The organism is Luteolibacter arcticus (assembly GCF_025950235.1).
In the GTDB taxonomy this organism is placed as follows: Bacteria; Verrucomicrobiota; Verrucomicrobiia; order Verrucomicrobiales; family Akkermansiaceae; genus Haloferula; species Haloferula arctica.
In genome coordinates this window covers 135996-159492 of the sequence record NZ_JAPDDT010000010.1, presented here as the reverse complement: position 1 = coordinate 159492, position 23497 = coordinate 135996, and the positions used below count along the sequence as shown (strand labels likewise).

20 protein-coding genes are annotated in these 23497 nt (G+C 62.0%); 11 read left to right on the top strand and 9 right to left on the bottom strand.

What is annotated here, in order from left to right; genetic code table 11:
• Positions 1–7: 7 nt before the first annotated feature.
• Together OKA05_RS20300 and OKA05_RS20295 are read left to right on the top strand one after the other, a co-directional pair.
• Entirely contained in the window at positions 8–1822 is a 1815-nt protein-coding gene (locus OKA05_RS20300) for a sensor histidine kinase (RefSeq protein WP_264489021.1), read from the top strand.
• Complete coding sequence (locus OKA05_RS20295; protein WP_264489020.1) at positions 1806–2408, top strand: response regulator; 603 nt, start codon at positions 1806–1808, stop codon at positions 2406–2408. The genes OKA05_RS20300 and OKA05_RS20295 overlap by 17 nt, the downstream gene beginning before the upstream one ends.
• A 745-nt stretch (positions 2409–3153) precedes the next feature.
• On the opposite strand, the gene OKA05_RS20290 is transcribed toward OKA05_RS20295, so the two are convergent.
• Entirely contained in the window at positions 3154–3258 is a 105-nt protein-coding gene (locus OKA05_RS20290; protein ID WP_169454664.1) for an AURKAIP1/COX24 domain-containing protein, read from the bottom strand.
• 53 nt (positions 3259–3311) lie between these two features.
• The gene (gene hisG, locus OKA05_RS20285; protein ID WP_264489019.1) at positions 3312–4199 is read right to left on the bottom strand and encodes an ATP phosphoribosyltransferase; all 888 of its coding nucleotides are present in this window, start codon (positions 4197–4199) and stop codon (positions 3312–3314) included.
• Positions 4200–4343: 144 nt separating this feature from the next.
• Between hisG and OKA05_RS20280 the strand changes: the two genes are divergently transcribed.
• From OKA05_RS20280 to OKA05_RS20265, 4 genes are all read left to right on the top strand, one after another.
• The gene (locus tag OKA05_RS20280; RefSeq protein WP_264489018.1) at positions 4344–5570 is read left to right on the top strand and encodes a lactonase family protein; all 1227 of its coding nucleotides are present in this window, start codon (positions 4344–4346) and stop codon (positions 5568–5570) included.
• Between the two features lie 39 nt (positions 5571–5609).
• A complete protein-coding gene (locus OKA05_RS20275) occupies positions 5610–6488 on the top strand; it encodes a leishmanolysin-related zinc metalloendopeptidase (RefSeq protein WP_264489017.1) in 879 nt (292 codons plus the stop codon).
• A 172-nt stretch (positions 6489–6660) separates the two neighbouring features.
• Positions 6661–8370, top strand: coding sequence for a 30S ribosomal protein S1 (gene rpsA / locus OKA05_RS20270; protein WP_264489016.1), 1710 nt, complete (start codon positions 6661–6663; stop codon positions 8368–8370).
• A 209-nt stretch (positions 8371–8579) separates the two neighbouring features.
• Positions 8580–9476: a 3-keto-disaccharide hydrolase gene (locus tag OKA05_RS20265; protein WP_264489015.1), complete on the top strand. Its 897-nt coding sequence runs from the start codon at positions 8580–8582 to the stop codon at positions 9474–9476.
• 75 nt (positions 9477–9551) lie between these two features.
• On the opposite strand, the gene OKA05_RS20260 is transcribed toward OKA05_RS20265, so the two are convergent.
• From OKA05_RS20260 to OKA05_RS20245, 4 genes are all read right to left on the bottom strand, one after another.
• Entirely contained in the window at positions 9552–9959 is a 408-nt protein-coding gene (locus OKA05_RS20260) for a hypothetical protein (RefSeq protein WP_264489014.1), read from the bottom strand.
• Between the two features lie 77 nt (positions 9960–10036).
• The gene (locus OKA05_RS20255) at positions 10037–10558 is read right to left on the bottom strand and encodes a hypothetical protein (protein WP_264489013.1); all 522 of its coding nucleotides are present in this window, start codon (positions 10556–10558) and stop codon (positions 10037–10039) included.
• A 63-nt stretch (positions 10559–10621) separates the two neighbouring features.
• Positions 10622–11254, bottom strand: coding sequence for an FMN-dependent NADH-azoreductase (locus tag OKA05_RS20250; RefSeq protein WP_264489012.1), 633 nt, complete (start codon positions 11252–11254; stop codon positions 10622–10624).
• Positions 11255–11348: 94 nt separating this feature from the next.
• Positions 11349–11720, bottom strand: a complete 372-nt coding sequence (locus tag OKA05_RS20245) for a winged helix-turn-helix transcriptional regulator (protein ID WP_264489011.1) — start codon at positions 11718–11720, stop codon at positions 11349–11351.
• Between the two features lie 183 nt (positions 11721–11903).
• On the opposite strand from OKA05_RS20245, the gene OKA05_RS20240 reads away from it, so the two are divergent.
• The 4 genes from OKA05_RS20240 to OKA05_RS20225 all read left to right on the top strand — a co-directional run bounded on the left by OKA05_RS20240 (position 11904) and on the right by OKA05_RS20225 (position 20044).
• Positions 11904–15329: an MBG domain-containing protein gene (locus tag OKA05_RS20240; RefSeq protein ID WP_264489010.1), complete on the top strand. Its 3426-nt coding sequence runs from the start codon at positions 11904–11906 to the stop codon at positions 15327–15329.
• Positions 15330–15425: 96 nt separating this feature from the next.
• On the top strand, positions 15426–17063 hold the full coding sequence (locus tag OKA05_RS20235; RefSeq protein ID WP_264489009.1) for a hypothetical protein: 1638 nt from the start codon (positions 15426–15428) through the stop codon (positions 17061–17063).
• A 12-nt stretch (positions 17064–17075) separates the two neighbouring features.
• Positions 17076–18278 carry an inner membrane CreD family protein gene (locus OKA05_RS20230; protein WP_264489008.1) on the top strand — a complete coding sequence of 401 codons (1203 nt, stop codon included), beginning with the start codon at positions 17076–17078 and terminating at the stop codon, positions 18276–18278.
• A 176-nt stretch (positions 18279–18454) separates the two neighbouring features.
• Positions 18455–20044, top strand: coding sequence for an MFS transporter (locus tag OKA05_RS20225; protein WP_264489007.1), 1590 nt, complete (start codon positions 18455–18457; stop codon positions 20042–20044).
• A gap of 67 nt (positions 20045–20111) precedes the next feature.
• Here OKA05_RS20225 and OKA05_RS20220 read toward each other — a convergent pair whose 3' ends face one another.
• Together OKA05_RS20220 and OKA05_RS20215 are read right to left on the bottom strand one after the other, a co-directional pair.
• On the bottom strand, positions 20112–20654 hold the full coding sequence (locus OKA05_RS20220; RefSeq protein WP_264489006.1) for a hypothetical protein: 543 nt from the start codon (positions 20652–20654) through the stop codon (positions 20112–20114).
• Positions 20655–20681: 27 nt separating this feature from the next.
• Positions 20682–21227 carry an NUDIX hydrolase gene (locus OKA05_RS20215; protein WP_264489005.1) on the bottom strand — a complete coding sequence of 182 codons (546 nt, stop codon included), beginning with the start codon at positions 21225–21227 and terminating at the stop codon, positions 20682–20684.
• Between the two features lie 118 nt (positions 21228–21345).
• On the opposite strand from OKA05_RS20215, the gene OKA05_RS20210 reads away from it, so the two are divergent.
• Positions 21346–22104, top strand: a complete 759-nt coding sequence (locus OKA05_RS20210) for a hypothetical protein (protein ID WP_264489004.1) — start codon at positions 21346–21348, stop codon at positions 22102–22104.
• Here the strand turns inward: OKA05_RS20210 and OKA05_RS20205 are convergent, their stop codons facing one another.
• Positions 22105–23472 (bottom strand): hypothetical protein, encoded by a 1368-nt coding sequence (locus OKA05_RS20205; protein ID WP_264489003.1) that lies wholly within the window; start codon positions 23470–23472, stop codon positions 22105–22107.
• Positions 23473–23497: the final 25 nt, after the last annotated feature.

The following is a 23497-nucleotide window of genomic DNA, read 5'->3' as shown; positions in this document are numbered from 1 at the left end:
CCGCCTCATGCTCCGCACCCGCCTGCTGTACGGCCTGATTACCCTGATCCTGCTTCTTTGGAGCGTGGGTGCAGCGGCGCTGTTGCTGGTGCAGGACGCCAACAAGCGCTTCGCGGTTCTGAGGGATGAGAATTTCCCGATCATCCGAATGGCGAGGGGGATTCGCACGGATACCTCCACGCTCAATACCTACTACCTGCCAGCTCTTGCCGCCGAGGCGGGGGCCGAACCTGTCAGCCAGAACTCTTATAATGAGAACCATGGCAGGCTTGAGGCGCGGATCCAGTTCCTCAAGGACCATGGCAGTGGCGATCCCCAGCGGAAGGAAGTAATCGGCAACCTCGACAGCGCGTTCCAAACCTACACCGAGGGGTACAAGCGTCTCTTCGAGAACAACCCGCGGGATCGAGAACAGCGAGCGGAGTTGCTTCGATACATCAGCGCCCAGAGCCAGCGGATTACCGATCTCACCGAAACCGTTCTGAATACCTCGGAAGCCCAGTTCGACCAAGGAGTCTCACAATTGAATAGTGAGAAGGCGAAGAACACGCTGTTCGTCGTCACGCTGGTCAGCCTGGGCACCGCGATCGCGGTGCTGATCTATTTCCAACTCGTCCGCCAACTGGTCGATCCGGTGGTCGCCTTGAAGCGGTCCATCGATGAAATCCGCCGCGGGAATTTCGAACTCACTTTGCCGGAGCCATCCGCCGACAGCGAGTTCCGCGGAGTGGCAACCGCGTTCAATGACATGGCGGCGGAGTTGCGCCAGCGCCGCGGCGAGACGGACGACCGGCTCATCCGCACGCACTTGGTGAACCGCGCGATCCTCGAGGCCATCCCGTCGCCGGTCTTCGTTCTCAGCGAGGATGGCAGGATTCTCCAGCTCAATCCGGCCGCGGAGCGGCTGACCGAGGGCTTGGGCGTGGCCGGTCGCCTGCCGGCGAAGATCCAGCGGATTCTCGATGAAACGGAAGCCGCCGGTGCCAACCACCTGCCGGAGGATCCGCGCGAGGCGCTGCTGTTCCGCGTGGACGAGCGGGAGTTCTACTACCTTCCTCGTATTTTCAAGTTCACGTCCGAGGATGGGGTGCACTCGGGCCGCGCGGTGTTGCTTCACAATGTGACCCGCATCCGTTGGCTGGACGACATGAAGACCAACCTTCTGTCCACGGTCAGCCATGAGATCAAGACCCCGCTCACCGGGATCCGCATGGTCCTGCACCTGATGCTGGAAGACCGCACGGGCAGTCTCTCCGACCGCCAGCGGACCATGATCACCTCGGCGAATGAAGATTGCGAGCGGCTGCTGGCGACGCTCAACACGCTGCTGGACCTGTCCCGCGCCGAAAGCGGCACGACGCACCTCGAGCTTGTTTCGACATCATTGCCGGAGGCCTTGGAACGCGCCGAGCGATTGTTTTTCCCGAAGGCTGCGGAGAAGGGAATCGCCTTCCGGCGTGAAATCCCAGTTGGCCAACCGGAAGTTGTCGCCGATCCATTGCGACTCGATGAAGTCGTGAACAATCTTGTGTCCAATGCCATCAAGCACAGCCCGGGCGGAGGGACGATCACGCTCAAGATCACGCGGCCGGATGGGGAGCACCTGCGGGCGTCGATCATCGACGAGGGGGCCGGCGTGCCGGCGGCTGCGCAAAACCGGATCTTCGAGCGCTTCTTCCGTGCTCCCGGCCAGGATGCGGATGGCGTCGGGCTCGGACTGTTCATTTCCCGCGAGATCATGAGGGCGCACGAGGGTCGGATCGGCCTGCTGGACCGGGCCGACAAGAAAACGGAATTCTACATCGATGTCCCCCTCGCCTGATATCACCGCTCGTCGCTTCAAGGTGCTCGTCGTGGATGACGAGCCGACCTTGCGGCTAGGATTTTCCTATGCCCTGGCCGATCATGACACCGAGACCGCGGCGGGCGGGCACGAGGCCTTGGTCAAGATCGGAGAGCAGCAATTCGATGTGGTGATCCTGGACCTGCGGATGCCGGACATCGACGGCCTGCAGGTCATCGAAATGCTCCGCCGCCAGGAGAACCCGTTGCCGGTGGTGCTGTGCAGCGCGGCACTGACGCCCAGCTCCGCGCTCCGTGCGATCACGGGCAACGTGGTGGATTTCCTGCTCAAGCCGGTGCGCCCGGCCGAGCTGCGCGGGGTGATCGAGCACGTCTTGTGTCCCGGCGAGGACCTGCTCTCGCAAGCGCTCGCCAAGGCGCGGGCGGGTCATCTGAACCAAGCGATCCACCATCTGGAAAGCGTGTCCGAGCCGTGCCCGCGGATCACGGTGTGGACCAGCGTGCTGCGGGCGATCCGGCTCGGCGGCCTGGAAGGGGAGGCGGCTGCCTTCGTCAAGCTGGAGCGGGAAGGGCTGGATCAACTGGCCTTCCGGGTGGCGGAGTGAGGGGTTTGCCGCGGGGATGTCTCGGGTGCTTCGGGCCTGTTTTACACAGAGGAAACAGAGGAAATGCAGGAGGTCACAGAGGAAAGGCCGTAGAAGGGACTGGAATGAATGGGATGGATGAGATAAGAGGCTTTGCCTCCCCAAGGCTGGTTATTAATCTTGGTATTAGACCCAATGAGATTTCGAAGCCGGCGCGAGAAGGTAGATGCCAATTTGAAAAAGGACGAGGCTGTCTTCGATCCTAGAGAAATGCCGACGGGTTTCATTCTTGAAATGGCGGCGAGGGGATTGCATCCGGTGTGTGATAAATGCGGAGCGAGGTTGGAATATGCTCTGACCGTCGAAGATGTTAGAAGTAAGAGAGTTCCTCCGGGTGTTCGGTGCCGAAACCACTTGAGTCACTGTCAAATCGCCGTTGAGCTCGCGGAAGAATAAGGTGCGGCGAACAGCCACAGGGGGCGTGGCGTGGCATGGAAACGCGGACATTGTCGATTCACGGGCACTTCCCCGCATGAGGCGTCCCGTTGGGACGCGATCGATTACCCTGCCCACCCGGCACTTTCGTGCCGGGCTTTTATGAATCGTCCCGTTGGGACGAAAGGCAGGCTGCGACTCCTGTCGCATATCTGGAAGGTGCGGCAGGTTGCCAGGGCAACGTACGCGAAAGCAGGGATCCGGCGTGGCCGGATCCCTGTCGGGAAGAACAGAATTTCAAGCACGGGTCACGCCCGTGTGCACGCAAGCCTTAAGACTTGTAGCGAAGCCGCTTCTTATGGCGGTTTTGCTTCATGCGCTTCTTGCGCTTGTGCTTGTTGATCTTCGTCTTACGGCGTTTCTTCAGCGAGCCCATGGTGGTGCTTGGTGGTTACGGTTGGATAGGAAAGGGATAGAGACGGAAAGGAATCAGGGGACGATCTTGTTGAGCGGATACTCGATGATGCCTTCAGCACCGAGTTCCTTGAGCGTCGGGATGATGTCGCGGACAACCTTCTCGTCGATGACCGTCTCGACAGCCACCCAGCCCTCTTCGGAGAGTTGGGAAACGGTCGGCCGGCGCATGGCGGGCAGCTTTTCGAGGAGGGCGGACAACTTGTCCGCGGGAAGATTCATTTTCAAGCCCACCTTGTCGCGGGCTTCGAGTGCGGCCTTCAGTAGCAGGGTCAGGCGGTCCATCTTCTGGCGCTTCCACGGGTCCGCCGCGGCGGCCTGGCTGGCGTAAAAGTGCGGGAAAGAGGTCAGCAGGGTATCGACGATGCGCAGCTTGTTGGCCTTGATCGACGAGCCGGTCTCGGTGACGTCAACGATCGCGTCGACCAGATCCGGCACCTTCACCTCGGTAGCGCCCCAGGAGAACTCGACCTCGGCTTGGATGCCCTTGGACTTGAGATAGCGCTCGGTGATGGCGACGCCTTCGGTGGCGATGCGCTTGCCCTGAAGGTCTTCCGGCTTGCGGATCGGCGAGTCTTCCGGGACCACCAGCACCCAATGCGTCGGACGCGGGGTGGCGCGGGAGTAGGGGAGTTCGGCGAGGTCCACCAAGCTGCCATCGTACTCGCTGGCCCAGTCGAGGCCCGTGATGCCGCAGTCGAGGAACCCTTGGTCGATGTAGCGGGCGACTTCCTGGGCGCGGATCAGGTAGAGATCGAGCTCCGGGTCGTTCGAGGACGGGCGAAGACCGCGCGACGAGACGTACACCTCGTACCCGGCTTTCGCCAGCAGGTCGAGGGTAGGGCCTTCCAAGGAACCCTTGGGAATGGCCAGTTTCAGCGTCTTTTCGGTGGTCTCCGGCATCGCGGCGGGCGGCGGGGATAGCGGGCGCGACGCCGGGAGGCAAGGGAAGTTTTTCGTGCAGGGAGATCGAATCCGGAGCCCGGTGCCATCGTCACAACGGGAGTTCTTGTGATGTCCGCCCGTCTTGTTAACTTCCGCATCCTCATGAAATCCCATCTCCCCTCGGTCTTTCTGGCGTCATGTCTGCTGGCGGCGCTTCCTGCCGGTGCCGCCTCCGGACCGGGAAACGGGGGCGCTGGGGATGATCTCGCGCCTGCTCCGGGCCTGCCGTTGGAGCCGCCAGCCAAGCCCGGGCTGATCCAGACGCTGACCCACAAGGACTTCAGCGGGGTCACCAGCATCACCTTGGCACCGGGCGGCAAGCATGCCTACGCCGCCTCCTTTCATCAGGGGCTGATCACCCTGCTGATCCGCAATCCCCAGTCCGGGCGACTGACCCATGTGAAGTCCGTCACCGGCGACCATTTCAAGGGCGCGGTCGCCTTCCGCCTTTCCAAGGATGGCTTGCTCGGGGCGGCCTCCGCATTTCGCTCCGAGTCGCTGATCCTTTTCAGTCGCAATCCCGCCACCGGCGAGCTGACCGAGACCGATCACGTCGGCGGGGCCGACAAGCCGATGGCCGGTCTCGGCTGGTGCATCGACAACGTGTTCTCGCCGGACGGGAAGTTCGTGTATGCGGTCAGTTCGGACTCCATCCTCTGTTTCAAGATCGCCGACGGAAAGCTAGCCCATGTGGAAACCGTCACCGAGCCCGTGAAGGCCGACGACGAGGGCAATCCCAAGAGGCCGCGAATGAGCGGCGCGCGCGGCGTGGCGATCACGCCAGACGGGAAGACCCTGCTCACCTCGTGGAATGGGTCCGGCACGCTGATGGTCCACTCCCGCGATCTCGAAACGGGCAAGCTCACCCTGCTCCAGTCGATTTCCAACGGCGCGGGCATCGACAAGGGTCTTGAGGGTGTCCTGCACGTCACCGTCAGTCCCGACGGCGGATTTGCCTACACGGCGGGTGGGCGTTTCGGGGGTGAGAATGCCGTCTGCGCCTTCTCCATCGAGCCCAAGACCGGCCGGCTGAACTTTATCCAGTGCCTGACGGGCAAGGACTTGCCGCCGGACTACGATGGCGGCAATGAGATCGTGGTTTCGCCCGACGGCTTTCAAGTCGCGGTCGCCTGCACCCTCTCCGACTGCCTGACCCGTTTCAGCCGCGACCCCGAGAACGGCAAGCTCACCGCCGGGAAAAGCTTCGCCTGCGGCCCGCCTGCCAACCCCGGGGCCTGCGGCGTCATCTACGACTCCACGGGCGGACACATCCTGGTCGCGGACGAGAATTCCAGCAGCATCGTGGTATTTCGGAATCTTACCCGTTGATTGACGTTCAAGGGAAATTTGGCAGTTTCCCCGTGCTGCATGAAACCCTTTCTCTTCGCCTTGATGGCGTTGGCGGTGCCCGCACGCGCGGTGACCCTGCTGAATCTGACTTACGACGGGGCGATCACCGGGGCCCAAAGGCAACAGTTCGACGACGCGGCTGCCTTTTGGAACTCGACGATCACCGGCTACGACCTGATCCACAATTCTGCGGGGCAGGTTCAGCCTCATTCCCTGACGATCAACGTGTCGGTGCCTGAGATCGACGGTGTGGGCGGCATTCTCGGCAGCGCGGGGCCGGAGACGGCGACTTACTACGATAATAATCCGGTCGGGGCGCCGACCCTGGCGCTTTTCTATACGGCGAGCGGCAGCATGGAGTTCGATGCCGCCGATGTGGACGACATGATCGGCAGCAACACCTTTTTCGGCGTGGTGCTGCATGAAATGGCCCACGTGCTCGGGATCGGGACACTGTGGACCTACAATACCAACCTCGCCGGGCCGGGAACCCACAACCTCTACACGGTCGGCAGCGGTCAATACTTCGGGGCGAACGCGCTCAGCGCGTGGCAAACGGAATTCGGCCAAGCGGGCGCTACCTTCGTGCCGGTGGAGCTGGGCGGAGGTCCCGGGACTGCAGAGGGCCACTGGAACGAGGTCAACGGCGGTGGCGGGGCGACTGGCTTCGTGAGCAATTTGACTGGCTCGGACTTCTCCAACGAACTGATGACCGGCTGGGCGGCGGGCGAGTTTTTCCTCTCCAAGGTCACCCTCGGGGGGCTCGATGACCTCGGCTACGTCGTGGACTACTCGAAGGCGGGTCTCATCACCTACGCGCCGGTGCCCGAGCCCGCCGTGGCGATGCTCGCGATTTCCGCTGCCGGGCTGGGCTTTCGCCGCCGCCGCGGTCGCTGAAAACCAGTTATTTTCGGCTTGCCATGCAGGGTCGCGGGCCTAGGTTCGCCGCCCCGTTTCACCTTTCAGATCACTGGCGAGCAGTTGGAGCCCCGTGGCTCGCCGGTTCTTCCATCGGGGCAAATGCCGGAAGGAAAGCGAAACCAACAACCTAACCTCAAACCAAACCACCATGAGCATTAGCGTGCTTGAATCCCCAACCAACCAGGAACTTGCCGATTTGATCGATTCCAAGTTCCGCGAGTTCCGCGAAGGAACCATCGTGAAGGGCACGATCATTGAGATCCGCCCACAAGTCGTCCTCGTTGATATCGGCTACAAGTCCGAGGGCGCCATCCCATCGAATGAGTTCGAGGATGAAGAAATCGAAGTCGGCGACGAAGTCGAAGTGCTTCTCGAAAAGCTTGAGAACGATGAGGGCATGGTTGTCCTCTCGAAGGAAAAGGCTGCTCACAAGCAGAACTGGGAAAAGATCGTCAAGGTGTTCCAAGACGGCGGCCTCGTTCGCGGCAAGGTCAAGTCGGTCGTCAAGGGCGGTCTCACCGTCAATGTCGGCGTCGAAGCCTTCCTGCCCGGTTCCCAGGTGGACATCATTCCGCCGAAGGATCTCAACGAATACGTCGGCAACATCTACGAATTCAAGATCGTCAAGGTCAACGACGAGCGGAAGAACATCGTTCTCTCCCGCCGCGAGGTCATCGAGGCCGAGCGTGCCGAGCTGCGCCAGCAGTTCCTGCGCACCGTCAAGGTCGGCGACAAGGTCACCGGCGCGGTCAAGAACATCACCGACTTCGGTGCGTTCGTGGACCTGCAGGGCATGGACGGCCTGCTCCACATCACCGACATGTCGTGGGGTCGCATCAACCACCCATCCGAAATGCTCGTCATCGGCCAGCCGGTCGATGTCGTCATCCTGGACGTGGATCGCGAGAAGGAGCGCGTCTCCCTCGGCCTCAAGCAGATGTCCGACAATCCTTGGGAAGACATCGAGCGCAAGTTCCCGATCGGCTCCCACGTCAAGGGCAAGGTCACCAAGCTCCTGCCATACGGCGCGTTCATCGAACTCGAGCGCGGTGTCGAAGGCCTCGTTCACGTTTCCGAACTCAGCTGGGTCAAGCGCATCACCCGCCCGAGCGACGTGCTCGAGCTCGGCCAGGAAATCCAGGCCGTGGTGCTCGGCATCAGCATCGAGGAGCAGAAGATCTCCCTCGGTGTCCGCCAGCTCGAGCCGAATCCATGGGACGAAATCGAAGTCCGCTACCCGATCGGCGCCACCATCAAGGGCCCGGTTCGCAACCTCACCGCTTACGGTGCGTTCGTGGAACTGGAAGAAGGCATCGACGGCATGGTCCACGTCTCCGACATGTCCTGGACCCGCAAGATCAATCACCCCTCCGAAGTTCTCAAGAAGAACGACGAAGTGGAAGCGATCGTGCTCTCCATCGACAAGGCCAACCAGCGTGTCTCGCTCGGTCTCAAGCAGCTTGAGGACGATCCATGGAGCCACATCGACGAGCGCTTCAAGGTGGGCGACCTCGTCAAGGGCACCGTGGCCAAGATCGCTTCCTTCGGCGCCTTCATCAGCCTCGATGGCGACATCGATGGCCTGATCCACATCTCGCAACTCAGCGAAGACCACGTGGAGAAGGTGAAGGATGTCATCAAGGTGGGCGACGAAGTCGAAGCCCGCGTGATCAAGGTCGACAAGGTCGAGCGCCGCATCGGTCTCTCGATCAAGGCGGTCAACTACAGCGAAGCCGACCTCAAGAAGGAAAGCGCCAGCTTCGAAAGCCTGCGCCCGTCCTCCGAAATGGTGGGCCTCGAACAGGCCTTCAACCTCGCCGCCTTCAAGGCCGAGGAGTGGAGCCCGTCCGAAGACTGATCCTAGCTGTCAGAACGATTCCAGAAGCCGGGAGGGAAACCTCCCGGCTTTTTCTTGGAGTGGAAGTAATAAAGGCGCGCATGATCTATTATGTAAAATCGTGTTATCGATGGGGCCTGCCCGGCGGTCAGATGAGAAAATCACAAATTTCTGGTAGACAGTGCGTTGGGTAGGGAATAATAAATTTAGGAGTCCAATTCCCCCTCTGAATGATTCGATTCTTGGCTGCTGTGTCGTTATTTTTAGGTTTCTCGAGACCCGGAAACGCAAGCGATCTTTCGATATCGGTTTCAGGAGGGGAAGTGAAGTTGTCATGGCCTCAAGCCGGTTTGCAGCGTCACTATCTTCAGAAAAATTCTACGGCCCAATTTGCTAACGAAAATTGGTTGAATATCGCGGATCCCGTTGCGGAAGCAGGCGAATGGAGGATATCGGAGGCCGCCGATTTACCCCGGTGCTTCTACCGGCTCGCAGAGTGGGAAATTTTGTTTGATGGTGCGTCTCTCGCTGCCTTTCGGGGCTATCATCGGGCGGGGCTGCCACCTGCTAGTGTTTGGACCATAACACCTGAAAAGGAGTTGATGTCCGTGGCGGTTTCGGGAGGTGCTGCGATCTCGAACAATGATCTCGTCACGCTTAACAGCTACCAAAACTTTGAACTTCGCTGGGAGTGGAAGACCAGCAATAATGGCAATAGTGGGATCGTGTTCCGCCTAACCGAGCCGACGTCCACCAATTATTCAACGCAGACAGGGCCGGAGTATCAGCTTCTGGATGACGCTCACTCGGCGTTGACTGGAAAGAGATTGATGGGGGCAGCCTATGGGCTCTTTGCGCCTGGTCCCAAAACTCTGGTCCCTACTGGCCAGTGGAATTCCTGCCGTCTCATCGTACGAGGAACGAATGTCCAACATTGGTTAAATGGAGGCAAAGTATTGGAGTATGAGATGGCCGGTGCCGCTTGGCAGTCTGCGGTTGCTACTTATTCGGACGGAGGTTTGCTGCCGGGGTTCGGACAAACGGCCAACGCACCTTTGGCGCTTCAGCATCACGGCGAGCAGACCTGGTTCCGGAATATTATGATTCGACGGCTTCACGTACCGTAGAGGTTGGTCTCGGCGCTGATAGGCCCGTCAAAATCACGCACGAACGTGAGGGAAACATCCCGGTTTTTTCGTGCTCTAACGATCGCCCATGCCTTCGGAATCCACTCCGGTATGGAAGAGGTTCCTGGAGTGTCTCCTGCGGCACCACGCGAGAAGACACGCCCAAGCTGAGAGGTAGATGGAAATCGAGACCCAGTAAGGAACCACTACCAGAGGTCGCCCCTGCTCGTCCCGGCCGATCTTCACTGCTGGCCAGCGGAGCGAAGAATCGAGCTCGTAAGTCCTTTCCTTGGTGTAGGCGAACTCTCGAGAGAAGCTCCAGCGGTCATTCACGAATGCGGATGGCGAACCGTGGGGAGCGCGGGTCAAGGAAATGGCCGAATCGGCATGATTGACCCTGAAGGAACCGAAACGTCCCGCTGTCCAACTGCGTGCCCGGTCCATCTTGGCGGAGTCCCACCAGCTCCAGACCAGGAAGAGCATGATAGGGATGCCGAGCCAGAATGACGGTGAACGGAGAAGAGGACGTTGCGAAGACATGGATGGTGGCGATGGACCATCTACCACAGGTCATGCTCATCCCGGAACTCCGCATCCGGCTTGCCGTTGAAGATGCCTGCGGCCGGCACGGTTTCGGAAAATGCGATGTTCAGCACCTTGCGGTAGTAGGCCCATTCGTTGTTGTGGCTGAAGCGACCATTGGCAGCGACGCGTCCCCATTGCCCCGCCCGGAGTGTGAAGACACTGCGAACGATGTGTGGTCGCTGCGGGGCACCGGCGCACCAGAAGCCACCCTTGTATTCAATCCTGAGATCGTCCGCTTCGAATTTCAGGGTCGCCAGCTCGGCGTCGAAGTCGTGGATGCCGGTGAGGTCTTTCACCTCAATGCCCTGGTGCGGCACGAATCCATCCTCTTCATACGCTCCCACCCAATGAAGCACGGCGCTCCGTGTGCCCTGTTTCGGAAGGCTCACCGGCTGCAGGGCGAAGGACATCGGAACCGCCGCGCGCTTTGCGGAGTTCGGTGCACCCCGCGAAAGTTTGGTCCAGCGGACGGTGATGCACTGGACGGTCGCGATCATGGCCGGATAAAACCACATCGCGGCTCTAACAGGCAAAGCCGAACGCCGGGGTCGCACCGCCCCTTAATCGGCAGCCAGCTTCGTGGCGAGTTGGTCGACGGTGACTTCCGCCTCGGCGACCATGCGCTTCCATTCCTCGTCCTTGTATTCCTCGCGGGCGACCTTTGCGTAGCTGATATCGCCCAGGCCGATGAAGCCGAGGACGGTGGCGAGGTGGGGTTCGAGGAAGTTCAGCGACTCCATGGGGCCGCCGGGTTCGTAGTCGCCGGAGCCCTTCGAGGTGATGGCGACGACGGGCTTGGACGGGATGAGGGGGAGGTAGGGATTCTCGTGCGACTCGCCGAAGTCGAAGGTGCGGCCGACCCGGACGATCTGATCGAGGTAAGCCTTGAGCGAAGCGGGCATGCCGAAGTTGTACATCGGTGCGCCGATCACGATCACATCGGCGCTTAGGATCTCGTCGATGAAGGTTTCGCTCTCCGCGAGGGCGGCGGGTGTTCCTTTGACGTCCTTGGCGAAGGCGGCGGCGATCCATGCATCATCGACAGGGCGTGGTGGATTCGCACCGAGATCGCGATGAATGACGGAGCTTTCCCCAAAGCGGGATTTCCAGGCGTCGGCGAAGCGGCTGGTCAGGGCGCGGGTGGTGGAGCGGTGGGAGCGGGCACTGGAGTCGATGACGAGTAGCGTTTTCATGCGAGCGCATGATGACGCGAGACCGGTGGCGCTGCTTCGTCCCAAGATTGTGACCTACTCACAAGTTTGTGAGTGGCCGGCGAAGCCGTGAGCCCTAACGGCAGATGCAGGCCTGCTTGCCCTCGCGCTCGAGGTGGCGGGCTCCCCAGCGTTCGAGCTCGTCCATGACCTGCGAAAGGGAGCGGCCGTGGTCGGTGAGGGAGTATTCCACGCGGGCAGGAATCTCGGCGTAGACGGTGCGGAGCACGATGCCGTCCGACTCGAGCTGACGGAGCTGGAGGGTGAGCGCTTGGGCACTGATGCCGGGAAGGGCGCCTTGGAGGTCCGAGTAGCGGCGGGCCTCTGCTTTCAGCTCCCAAAGGATCGAGGGTTTCCAGCGGCCGCTGAGGACATCGATGGCAGCGCGGACGGGGCAGTGGTCGCGCAGGGGGTCGATTTTCGGCGAGTAGTCGCGCGCGGCTTTCATCCGGTGACTATGAGGGGGCGGCGGCTGACTTCAACCGAAGAGGGGTAGGGGAGGCAGCGAGGCGGGCACTATCCGCCGGGAGGGGAGGAAATCTCCCCTGCATTTTTGTTTCTACGCGGCAAGTCCCCGCTTGTGACAGCTTCTTCATTTGTTCACATTCAGTGGATAGTGAAGCGATCCCGAATGCCTTTGGCGCTCCTGCTGGCCTTGCTGGCCGGGGTCTTCGTGGCAGTGGTGCGTCAGCCGGGATCACGGGAGAGGGTGGAGATGGGCGCAACCAAATCGGGGATCCGGGCGGGGGCCTCTTCCGGCGGGATTGCTCCCGACTCTGAACTTACGAACGAGGCATCGTCGCCCACGCCCGGTGGCCTCACGCCGCGTCCGTGGCAGTCGCTTCGGGAGGCCTTGGCCGCGCCGCAGTCCGCCTTGGACCTTTCACCCGCGGAGCTGGACGCCCGCAAGCAAGCGGCGCTCGATGAGGTGCTGGTGGCCATCGACGCGCTCCCCGGATTGTCGCGGGCGGAGGGCGACCGCCTCGCCCGCTACGCTGGCCAGCTTGCCACCTCCGCTACGCCGCGGGTCCAGTGCTGGTCGCAAGACACGCCGCCGGAAATCGTCCAAGCCTATCTGATGGCGGAGCAGAAGATCGCGGCGGCCAGCAGTTTCGGGGTTCAGGCGCTGCAGGGGACCCGGCGCTGGTCTCGCACCGCCACCGACGGCACCAGTCAGAGCGCCCAAGGCCTGCCGGTGACCTTGACCTGGAGCATCGTCCCCGATGGCACGCCGATCACCGCGAGCGATTCGGGCGACACGTCCGATCCCAGCAACCTGCGCGCGCGGATGGCGGCCATCTATGGCGGCAGCGCCGCGGGCGATCCCGCCACCCAGCCATGGTTCCCGGTGTTCCAAGCGGTTTTCGACAATCTGGCCGCGATCTCCGGCTTGCGCTTCATTTACGAGCCGAACGATGACGGCGTGACCATCGATGGTTCTTCCTCAAGCTCGGATTGGGGCAGTGCCGGCATCCGTGGCGACATCCGCATCAGCGGACACGCGATCGATGGCAACAGCAACACGCTCGCCTACGCCTACTACCCGGACAACGGCGACGTGGTGATCGATACCAACGACAACTACATCGCCACCATCAGCAACAACTCGATCCGGCTGCGAAACATCATGGAGCACGAGATCGGGCACTCGCTCGGTCTCGCCCACGTCTGCCCGGTCAACCAGACGAAGCTGATGGAGCCCTTCATCAACCTCGGCTTCCGCGGCTGTCAGTTCGACGACATCTACTCCACCCAGCGGAGGTATGGCGACCCGCTGGAGGTTCACGATGGCGTCCGTAACAACGATACCACTGCCAACGCCACGCCGCTCGCGCTGACCGGCGGGACGCAAGCGTCATGGCAATGGCTGAGCATCGACGACAACGGTGACACCGACTTCTACTCCTTTCCCGCCACGGACACCCAGCAGGTGACCGTCCGGATCATTCCCTCAGATCCGATTCTCCCTGCGGATCCGGTGACCGACACGTATCTGGACGGGGCCCAGAACTCCGACGGCACGTGCACCGCCGGCACCGCATTTGATCCGACCACCCAGCAGGACCTCATCCTCGATCTGTTGGCGGCCAATGGCACCACGGTGCTGGCGTCCGCTCCAGTGCAGGGAGCGGGATTGACCGAGCAGATCACCAACTTCCGCTTTGCGACGAACGGCACCCATCTCATCCGGGTCCGCGGCGGCTCCAATGACCGCGCACAACTCTACCGGATGGAAGTCCTGCTGGAGGTGGCCCCGCCGACGCCGGAGATGACCGTCACTTCCCTCCGCCTCGATGCCGAGTCAAACAGCGGCGCGAACGGGGTGCCCGATCCGGGCGAAACCCTCCGGCTCGGCATCACGCTCACCAATGGCGGCGATCTGGCGGCATCGGCTCTCACTGCCACGCTTTCCGCGCCGGCGGACTCGACGGTTTTCGACGCGACGGCGAGTTTCGGCACGCTGGCTCCGGGCGAGTCGGGTGAAGGTCTCTTCACCGTCGCGCTGGCGGGTGTCGCAGGGCAGGTGATCAATCTGCAGCTCACCGTGAATGCCACCGGCTACTCGGCGGTATTGCCGCTGTCGGTGACCTTGGGGGCAGGGATCTCCGGGGGGGCACTCGAGGAGCATTTCGATGCTTCATCCAGTCTGCCGGCTGGCTGGACCCAATCGGTTTCCGGAGCCGGCAGTCCCTGGGTTGTTTCATCCAATCGCTCTAACAGCGCTCCCAACTCGATGTTCTCACCCTCGGTTACAAGCAACGGTGAGGCGCTCCTGATGGCTCCCTCCGTGACGGTCGGCCCGGGTGGGGGCCTGCTGGAATTTTCCCACCGGTATCTGTTGGAGTTGTCGCGGGACGGGGGCGTTGTGGAGGCCTCGCGCAATGGCGGTGCCTTTTTCGACTTGCTCAACTCCGACGCCACGGTCCAGGCCGGCGACTACAGCGGCAGCATCGTCTCAAACTCTAGCTCGGCGATCCGCGGGCGCGAGGCGTGGACCGGCAGCGCCGCCAGCTTCATCACCACCCGCGTCAAGCTGCCCGCGGCTTGGGCCGGCGAAAGCATCGTCTTCCGCTGGCGACTCGTGCACAACAGCAGCACCATCGTGACCGGCTGGAATGTCGATGACGTGAAGTTCTGGTCGCTCGCGGTCTCGGATCCTTTCCGTCCGCATCTTTCTCTAACAGCATCCGGAGAGTCGCTGTCGGAGGCCTCGCCGTCATCGACCGTCATGCTTGTCCTCTCGACGCCTCTGCCGCTCGTGCAAGATGAGACCGTCACGCTGGAGGTCTCCGGCGCTGCGAGTTCCGGTGATGTCGGTGGTCCGATCTCGCTCACCTTGCCTGCGGGGGAGACTAGCGTCACGGCCGAGGTGGGTGCGGTGCTCGACTCCCTTGTGGAAGGCCCGGAGTCGCTGGTGCTGTCCCTGCCGCCTGCCGATCTGAATTTCGTCGCGATGGAGCCATCCTCCGTAGCGATCGAGATCGCCGATGCTGTTGTCGAAACGGCGATCCTCCAATTGTCCGGGCTGCTTGCCTACTATGACGGCACCGCGAAATCCGCCACTGTTGTTATCCAACCTGGCGGAGTCGAGTTTTCGGTTACCTATAACGGTTCGACGACCTTGCCGGTCAACGCCGGCAGCTATGCAGTCGTTGTTACCGTGACCCGGCCCGGCTACATCGGTAGTGCGAGCGGCACCCTGGTGATCGTCTCCGCCTACACCGCGTGGATCGAGACCTTCGTTGATCCGCAGGACCCCTTGGCCGCAGCTTCCGCTGACCTTGATGGAGACGGATGGGACAATGCCGGTGAATACACGTTCGGCGCGAATCCGAATGATCCGACTTCCCTGCCCCTGCTCCAGCCGGTGGTGACGCCGGGGACGATGCAACTGCTGATTCCTCCTGCGCCGCTTGGAATGTCGCGTTTCGTGGAAACCTCCACCGATCTTGAAACGTGGACCCAGGATGGCGTGACGGAGATTCCGGGTGGCTATGAGGTTCCGAGGAGCGAGATACCGCGCTTTCTCCGGGTGGTCTACGAGGTGGTGAACTGAGCTGAGTAGCCGCTTTCGCGGTTTCTTCATCTTTGCAACACCGGCATTTCACCGGCGCTTCGACAGTGCTTCATCGCGGCGCTCCAGCGTGATGGCATGAAGCACCTGCTCATCGCCGCCTGCCTGGTCGCGCCCCTTGTCGTTTCCGCCGAGCCGCTCGATAACGCGGAGGTCCGGCTGCCCTATGCCGAACTCCTGCGCTTGTTAGAGGCGCGGCAGGCGGCCCCTTCACCCACGCCTCCCGCGATGCTGCCTGCCCTGGCTGCGGCGCGCTTGAAGGTGAGTCCTGCCGGTGATCGCGTCGCGATCGATGCGTCGTTCCGGGTGACGCGTTTTTCGGATGGCATGTCGTTGGTCCCGCTTATCGGAGGACCGGTCGGCCTGGAACGCAGCGAGCCCGCCGAACTTACCTTGGTCGTCCAAGGCGGACAGATCTGCCACGCCGCATCCCATTTCGGGAACGCTGCGTTCAGCGCGCGCTTCATTGCCGATGCTTCGGACGTGCCGCTGGTGCTGCCGTCTTGTCCGTCGCTGATCCTCGAGGCGGAAGGGGCGACTTTCACCGTCGGGGTCGATGACCGCGAGTATCGCTTGCTTCCCGGCCAGCCGCTGCCCTTGCCCGCTTCCGGCGCGAACGTGACCTTGCGCTCGCTGACCACTGAGGAAGTGGAGGAAAGCGAGAAGCCACCCCTGCCATCGAGCTGGACGTGGCAGCATCAGGTCCTGGTGCGCGATGCGGAAGGGGAACTCGATCATCTCGTGCTCGCGCGCGCATCAGCCACCGGTGGCTCCGGCATTTCCGCCGAGCTGTTGCTTCCCGCGGATGCCCGCGATCTCAAGGCCGAAGGGGATGACCTCGCTCATTTCCGCGTGACCCGCGATGCCGAGGGGAACAACCGTCTACTGCTGGAGTGGAAGTCCCGTGACATGTTAGAGCGTGAGCTGGTCATCAGCTATCGCCGCCCGCTGCGGCCACTCGATGCCTCGTGGCAGCTCGCCGCGCCGCGAGGTCCGGAGGAGGCCTCGGCGCGTGCGCGCTTCCTGATCGCGGCAAATCCGCGCCGTGCCTTTGAAGGCAACGGCTTGGCCGGCCCCTTTGATCCCGCGGCACTTCCCGCGAAGCTCCGGGAGGCGCTGGGTGGAACGACGTATCTCACGCTGGAAAGTGCCGCCACGACCGCCGAGCTCGGAGCCCGTGAACTGCCGCTGGTGGCCACGGCCGATGCCGTGATTCTGGAAGCCACGTGGTCGCTGCGCCAGGAAAGCGACGGCTCATTGCTGGCCGAGGGCCTGCTCAAGATTGATCACCGCCAGCCGCTGCGCGTCGCCTTCGATAGCCCGAAAGGATACTCGCTGCTGAGTTGTGCGGTCGCCGGTCAAGATACGCGTCCGGTGGATCGCGGCGAGGGGCGGATCGAGATCCCGCTGCCGCCGCCGGGCAAGGAAACCACGCAGGTCCAGCTGTCCTTCACGGCCAGCGGCGAGGCGCTCGATGCCGTCTCCGGCACGCTCGCGCTCGAGTTGCCACGCACGCCGCTCTTCATTCGCACGCTGACCTGGCGCGTCGATCTGCCCACCGCCTATCGGGCGGAGATTCACGGGAACCTCACCCGCGAGAATCTCCTCAATACGGATCCGCCATCGGCCATCCGGCTTCGGAAGAACCTCTGCCGCGACGAGACGCCTGCCGTTTCCGTCTTCTACCAACGCGCCGACCTCTCCGCCCGTCCCTAACCGAACCGTCCCGTGAAATCGAACCGTCCCATGAAATCTTCCAATCTCTTGCTGTCCGCCGTCATCGTCGCCTGCACTTGCCTCGCATGGATTCTGCTCGGGACCGCGATCTCGAAGCGCACCTTCGTTTCCACTGCGGAGATGCAGCGCGAGGTCGCCGGGGTCTGGGGCCCGGCGCTGGTCCAGTCGCACCCGGATGCCTTCTACTTCACTCCGAATGCCCCGGCTGGTCGGGCTGCCGTGCTGCCATCCAGCACCAAGGTCGCGGTCCGGCTCGACTCCCAGCCGAAGCGCCGCGGGCTGCTGTGGCATCGCACCTATGAGGTCGATTTCAGTGCCGACTACGCCTTCACGAATCCGACCCGCATTCCGCAGACTCTCTACCTGCGCTTCCCGCTGCCGGCGGATAGCGCTGGCTTGCACGGGTTTGTTTTTCAGGCCGGGGATGAAACGGCATCCGCGACTGCGGCGGAGGACGGCATCGTCACCCGGGCCGTCGTGGTCCCGGCCGGGGAAACCGTGCCGCTGAAGGTCGCCTACCGCACCCGCGGGACGGATTCGTGGAACTACCGGTTTCCCGATGCCCGCCGTATCACCGGCTTCGATCTGCGGATGCGGGTGAATTTCGCCGACATTGACTTCCCCTTTGGCACCGGCTCGCCGGACGAGCGCGCGCAGGACGACGCCGGCTGGAATCTCGCCTGGGTCTATCCTGACGTGCTGTCCGCGCCGGCGATCGGCATGGACATGCCGAAGCTGCTGAATGCCGGGCCGGTCGCCCAGCGGATCGTGAACTTCGCGCCGGTCTCGCTGCTGTTTTTCGTGACCGTGCTGCTGATCGTGGCCGCGCTGAAGGGCATCCCGCTGCACCCGATGCATGTGTTTTTCGTCAGCGCGGGCTTCTTCTCCTTCCATCTGCTGTTCGCCTATCTGGTCGATCTGATGCCGCCCTTCGCTAGCTTCGGCGTCGCCACCGTGGTCTCGCTGCTGCTGGTGGCCGGCTACCTGCGGGCGGTCGGCGGCAAGCTCCTATTCGGCGTGGCGGTGCCGGCGCAAGTCGTTTACCTCGCGCTATTCAGCCTGTCGTTCTTCTTCGACGGGCTAACCGGGATCACCCTCGCGGTGGTCTCGGTGCTGACCTTGGCCCTGCTGATGATCCTGACCGCGCGGATTGACTGGCGGGAAGTGTTTGGCGGTGCGGGAAAGGCTGCCTGACCGCCTTGGCCGGGGATTCGGGGAGGGGAGGGCGTGGCGGAATTTCCGTCACGCCCTTGGATGTTTGCGACATTCGCGAAAGGAAGCGCCCGCCGAAAGCGTTGTCCGCTGCCATTCCGCATGCTTGCCATGCCTCGCCACGACCGTTAGACAGACCGCCACTTCCCAAGAAACCTATGAGCAATTCAGTTAGTGATCCATCCACGGCGCCCAACGCCAAACGGCTCCTGTGGGCCGGCTTCATGGCGATCCTCGCTGCCGGCGTCGGCTTTTCCGTACGCGGCGGCATCCTCGGCCAATGGGCCAATCAGTTCGGCTTCACGATGACCGAACTTGGAACGATCACGGGTGGTGGTTTGGCCGGTTTCGGCCTCATCATCATCATCTTCAGCTTGTTTGCCGACAAGGTCGGATACGGCAAGCTGATGTTCCTGGCGCTCATCCTACACTTCGTGTCGGCCGTTCTCACCTTGGCCGCGCCTGCCTTCTTCGCCTCCGGCGGAAAGGATGCCGCCTACTGGTGCCTATTCGCGGCTATGTTCATCTTCGCCATTGGCAACGGTGTTTGCGAAGCCGTCGTCAACCCGCTCACCGCGACGCTGTTCCCGAAACAGCAGACCCACTACCTGAACATCCTCCACGCCGGCTGGCCTGCGGGTCTTGTGCTCGGCAGTGTGGCGTCCGCATTCATGGCGGCTCGTACGGATGACGCGGGCACTGTGGTCTCGGCCGCAGTCGACTGGCGCATCCAGATGAGCCTGTTCCTCATCCCGGTTCTCATCTACGGGGCGATGATCATTGGCCAGAAGTTCCCGAAGTCCCATGCCGCCCAAGCCGGCGTTACCATCGGGGAGATGGTGAAGACCCTGTTCTTCCCGCTGATGATCCTGCTTCTGGTGATCCACGCCCTCGTCGGATACGTGGAACTCGGCACCGACTCGTGGATCAGCAAGATCACCGGCTCTATCATGGCCAGCCCAACGAAGGGCCTGATCCTCTTCTCTTACACATCATTGCTGATGTTCATCCTCCGGTTCTTTGCCGGTCCGATCGTTCATCGCATTTCTCCGATCGGCTTGTTGCTGGTCAGTGCCATCCTCGGCTTCGTCGGGCTCCAGTTGCTCGGCTCGGCCACCAGCGTCATGCTTTGCGTGGTCGCCGCCACGGTCTATGCCTGCGGCAAGACCTTCCTCTGGCCCACGATGCTGGCCGTGGTTTCCGAGCGCTTCCCGAAGGGTGGAGCCGTTGCCATCGGTATGATCGGTGGCGTGGGAATGCTTTCCGCCGGCTTGATCGGCGGTCCCGCGATCGGCTTCAAGCAGGACTACTACGCCTCCGAGAAGCTCCAGGAGACTTCGAAGGAGTCGTATGAGCGCTACAAGGCCGGCAAGGAAAACACTTTCATGGGCATCAAGACCGTCGGTCTGGATGGTGCGAAGGTTGGCGTGCTGGATGACGGCGGCAAGGAACTGGCACGAGCCGACGAACTCTTGACCCAGCAAGGCAAGAAGGACCCCAACCACGAGGCCTTGGTCAAGTGGTGGAATGAGGCCAAGCCGACTGCTGAAGCTGACAAGAAGGAAGTGACGGGAGCTGGTCTTCATGGCGGCCGCATGGCTCTCAAGCTGACCTCGTTCGTTCCCGCCTTGATGGCGGTGCTCTATCTCGGCATGCTGCTCTACTTCCGCTCGATCGGCGGTTATCAGGCGCTGCAGATCTCAGGCGAGCAGGCCTCAGGCGGCACCAAAGGCCCGGCCGAGTACTGATCTGGCGGAGACATCCAATTCAATCTCACGAGCGGCGTGGCTTTCCGGCCACGCCGCTTTTTCGTGTTCAGGGCATGCCTGTTTCATCGACGCCCGCACTGTCGGTGCCGAAATCCTCCTTCAACTGCGCGCGGCGCATCGCATTCTCCGCCTTGAGCTCTTCGATCTCGAGGGCCCAGCGGTTGATTTGCCACTGGCCGAGGAACCACAAGCCCGTGCCCATCATGGCGATGAGAACGAGGCAAGTCACCCATGCCACGGTCAGGGGTAGCCAACCGTTGATTTCTCCTGCCTGGCCAGCGACCGACACGAGAGCCTCGACGCCGGCGAGGATACCGCATGCCAAGGGCGTGTTCGTCTCATTTCGAACGAACCAGTAGATCGCCGCGCCGAGGAAGCAGACGTTCGGAATCAACCAGCTCGTCAGCAGCAGCACCGGGCTGCCTATCAAGAGACCGGCATCGAAACTCCATCCCTTGACGAGCCCGGCAGCGAGCAGGGCCGCAGCGCCCATCGAGCAGCCGAGCCAGATCGACGCCACGAACAAGAAAAGCTGCTTGAGCAGCCAGCCGATGCCGCTGGCAAAGACGTCGCCGAAGTCAATCTTCACGATCCCAGCTTGCCCGGACCTGACGATTCAGGGAAGCCGCAAGCCGCACTTCCTCACCATCCGCAGCATCGATTCTTCATTACTCAACGCCGCCACGTCATTGAGCGGCACCCAGCGCAGGTCGTGGGATTCATCACTGACGATGTAGTCGGTATTGCCCGTGGCGCGCAGCAGGTAGCGGACGTCGTAGTGGAGGTGTTCCGGGTCGCTCTTGCGGGCCGGAATGGGATGGATGTCCAGGTCGAAGATGCCTTCGCCGACCGGCTCGAAATCCTTCAGGCCGGATTCCTCGCAGGCTTCCTTCAATGCCACCGCGAGCACGTCGGAATCGCCATCGGCATGGCCGCCGAGTTGCAGCCAGCGATCGAGCTTGGCGTGATGGGTGAGCAGCACCTGCGTGCCGTCCGCACTCACGATCCACGCCGAGCCGGTGACATGGCCGGCGGCCAGCGAGCGCTCGAAGCAATCCGATTCCGACGCCACGAAATCGATGAACTGGCTCACCGTCTCCGCCTCCTCCGGATGCTTCGCGGCATAGGCGGTGAGCTGGTCGAGCAGGGACTGGCGGTGCATGGCGCGGACGCTGCCCGCTCGCCGCGGAAATGCAACGAAAGCTTCGCAAGGTTTTCACCCGTCCATCAAACGTTCTTCGCCTGCTGCTGCCGGGATGACGCCGCAACCCATTGCCGTCATGAATCTCGATTACTGGACCGAACATTTCCGCCGCAATGCCCTCGACCGGCCCGAGCCGGACTGGAACGCCCCGGTCAACCTGCGTGGGCCCGCCCTCTCCAAGCTGGGGAAGTCCCTTCAACAATTCCAGCTCGGCGATGGCGGCGGCCCGGCCTATCTGATCGCGTGGAATCACCAGCGCCTGCTCGCTTCCGATGCGGGTCTGAAAGCCTTGGTCGATCTCTGGTTCGCGGAGGAAAGGGAACACTCGCGGCTGTTAGGGAGCTCGCTGAAACGCTTCATGGTCGCGGAGATCAAGGGGCACTGGAGCTTCAGCCTGTTCTGCGGGGTGAGGAAGCTCGCTGGCGTGCAGTTCGAACTCTACGCGCTCCTGCTTACCGAGATCGTCAGCCACGTTTATTACAAGATGCTGCGCAAGTATACCCGCGACGAAGCGGTTCGCGGCATGTGTGCCCTGATCATTCGCGACGAGGCCGGACACATCGCCTTTCATCGTGCGCGGCTCGCCGCGGAGAACCGTCGCTTCGGGCGGCTTTGGGAGCTGGCGTTCCGCTTGCGCGGCTTGGCGGCCGGGACGGTGCTATGGGTGAACCATCGCGGTGCCCTGCGTGCCGGTGGTGCGACCGATGCGGAATTCTACCGCGGCATCTGGCTCGGCATGGATAGCTTCATCCGCGGGCTGCGCGGCGATCTCGAATGCGCCCGTGCCGGAGCGGCGATGAAACCGTGCGCCCAGATGGTGGCGGAGTGCGCGTGATTACTCGGGTACGGCCAAGCTGAAATGCTCGCGGAGACGATTGCGCTGCGCAACTTCTCCCTTGGTCGAGTCGAAGGAAACAATCTCTTTCCCTGCGAGCTTGTTCACCATCTGCGCGAAGTAGGCGACATTGAGCCGATCAAGGCGTTCAAAGCCCGGATGAGCGACCAACGCACGGATCGGCTTCTCCCAATCGGCGGGCATCCGGCGCTCATACTCATGAATGAATTTGCTCTGGTCGTATGCGGGACCAGAAATGCCGGAGGGAGCATGGAACCATTCCACCACGAATTCGGTCTCGGTTTCGCCGTGGTGATCCAGCAGGGCCGCCATGGCGATACCCACGTCAGAGTCTTTGAGTCTGATCTTGCGAATCAGGGTGGAAGCCTCCTTGGGATTCGCGTCGGCTGCAGCGATGAAATTGCCGGATTCAGCCAAGGGCTTCGAGTCTTCCTCGCGGAACAATTGCTTGGCATGCTGGAGGATAAAGCGCTTTCCGCGCTCGGGATTGTCGATGTGCGGTTCGCTCAGTCCTGCCCGGGTGCCGTCTTTCAAGAAGGCCAGCAAAGCCTGCGGGCCGAGCTGTCTAGCTGCTTCGATCATCTCTGCTTCTGTGGCGAGCGGGGTATCGAAGGCCGGCACCATCAGGCGATCGTCAGCAATGCCAAACCATAGCCATGCGCGGACTGCGGCAGGGCGGCTTTTCAGTTTTTCTTTGAGCGCGGCAATCCGTGGCGCCGCCTGCGGAGGAACCGGCGAGGAAGATTCGATCGCGATCCGGTAAAGGAAGTCGTACCAAGCGATCCAGTCCGGATTGCCTAGGCGTGGCTTGCTCCAAGTCTCAAAGTCACCATCCCGCTGGGAGGTATAGCCGATCATCCTGAGCATCTGCCCGGTAACCCGGCTGATGGTTGCTTTCTCGGTATGGACCACCTTTCCTATCACCGGCTCTGAGGAGGTCGCCACATCTCCTATCGCGCCGTCGTGGGTGGGTGCCAAATCTGGAAACGTTTCATTCGTGTCCCCTTGATGCTTTCCGATTACCCGGAATGCATCCGGCTCCATGAGTGCATAGAGTTTCATCAGCGCCAAGGTGCGGATCCGCGGATTGGCATGACCGGCGAGCCGCTCCAATTGTTCAAAGGACGCAGGTAGCTGCAGGGTATCCTTCAATGCGTTCCAAGCTTTTCCCTGGCGAGACTCGGGTAACCACATCGGGCCGCTGCGACCGATGGCAGCGTAGTCGTATGCGATGAATTCGATCCGGGTGGATGCCTCGGCGAGTTGGTCTTCAACTTCATCGGCACGACAAGGAAGTCCACTTGCCACTAAGCAGGAGATTGCGGCGGGAAGAAGACAGCTTTTCATGGGATAGGTCCGAGAGTGGCCACAA

Coding starts and splice junctions, on each gene's coding strand:
- OKA05_RS20250 (WP_264489012.1), bottom strand. CDS start 11,254: ATGAAAACGCTACTCGTCATCGACTCCAGTGCCCGCTCCCACCGCTCC.
- OKA05_RS20295 (WP_264489020.1), top strand. CDS start 1,806: ATGTCCCCCTCGCCTGATATCACCGCTCGTCGCTTCAAGGTGCTCGTC.
- rpsA (WP_264489016.1), top strand. CDS start 6,661: ATGAGCATTAGCGTGCTTGAATCCCCAACCAACCAGGAACTTGCCGAT.
- OKA05_RS20225 (WP_264489007.1), top strand. CDS start 18,455: ATGAGCAATTCAGTTAGTGATCCATCCACGGCGCCCAACGCCAAACGG.
- OKA05_RS20290 (WP_169454664.1), bottom strand. CDS start 3,258: ATGGGCTCGCTGAAGAAACGCCGTAAGACGAAGATCAACAAGCACAAG.
- OKA05_RS20265 (WP_264489015.1), top strand. CDS start 8,580: ATGATTCGATTCTTGGCTGCTGTGTCGTTATTTTTAGGTTTCTCGAGA.
- OKA05_RS20215 (WP_264489005.1), bottom strand. CDS start 21,227: ATGCACCGCCAGTCCCTGCTCGACCAGCTCACCGCCTATGCCGCGAAG.
- OKA05_RS20255 (WP_264489013.1), bottom strand. CDS start 10,558: ATGATCGCGACCGTCCAGTGCATCACCGTCCGCTGGACCAAACTTTCG.
- OKA05_RS20300 (WP_264489021.1), top strand. CDS start 8: ATGCTCCGCACCCGCCTGCTGTACGGCCTGATTACCCTGATCCTGCTT.
- OKA05_RS20245 (WP_264489011.1), bottom strand. CDS start 11,720: ATGAAAGCCGCGCGCGACTACTCGCCGAAAATCGACCCCCTGCGCGAC.
- hisG (WP_264489019.1), bottom strand. CDS start 4,199: ATGCCGGAGACCACCGAAAAGACGCTGAAACTGGCCATTCCCAAGGGT.
- OKA05_RS20235 (WP_264489009.1), top strand. CDS start 15,426: ATGAAGCACCTGCTCATCGCCGCCTGCCTGGTCGCGCCCCTTGTCGTT.
- OKA05_RS20240 (WP_264489010.1), top strand. CDS start 11,904: ATGCCTTTGGCGCTCCTGCTGGCCTTGCTGGCCGGGGTCTTCGTGGCA.
- OKA05_RS20260 (WP_264489014.1), bottom strand. CDS start 9,959: ATGCTCTTCCTGGTCTGGAGCTGGTGGGACTCCGCCAAGATGGACCGG.
- OKA05_RS20280 (WP_264489018.1), top strand. CDS start 4,344: ATGAAATCCCATCTCCCCTCGGTCTTTCTGGCGTCATGTCTGCTGGCG.
- OKA05_RS20205 (WP_264489003.1), bottom strand. CDS start 23,472: ATGAAAAGCTGTCTTCTTCCCGCCGCAATCTCCTGCTTAGTGGCAAGT.
- OKA05_RS20275 (WP_264489017.1), top strand. CDS start 5,610: ATGAAACCCTTTCTCTTCGCCTTGATGGCGTTGGCGGTGCCCGCACGC.
- OKA05_RS20210 (WP_264489004.1), top strand. CDS start 21,346: ATGAATCTCGATTACTGGACCGAACATTTCCGCCGCAATGCCCTCGAC.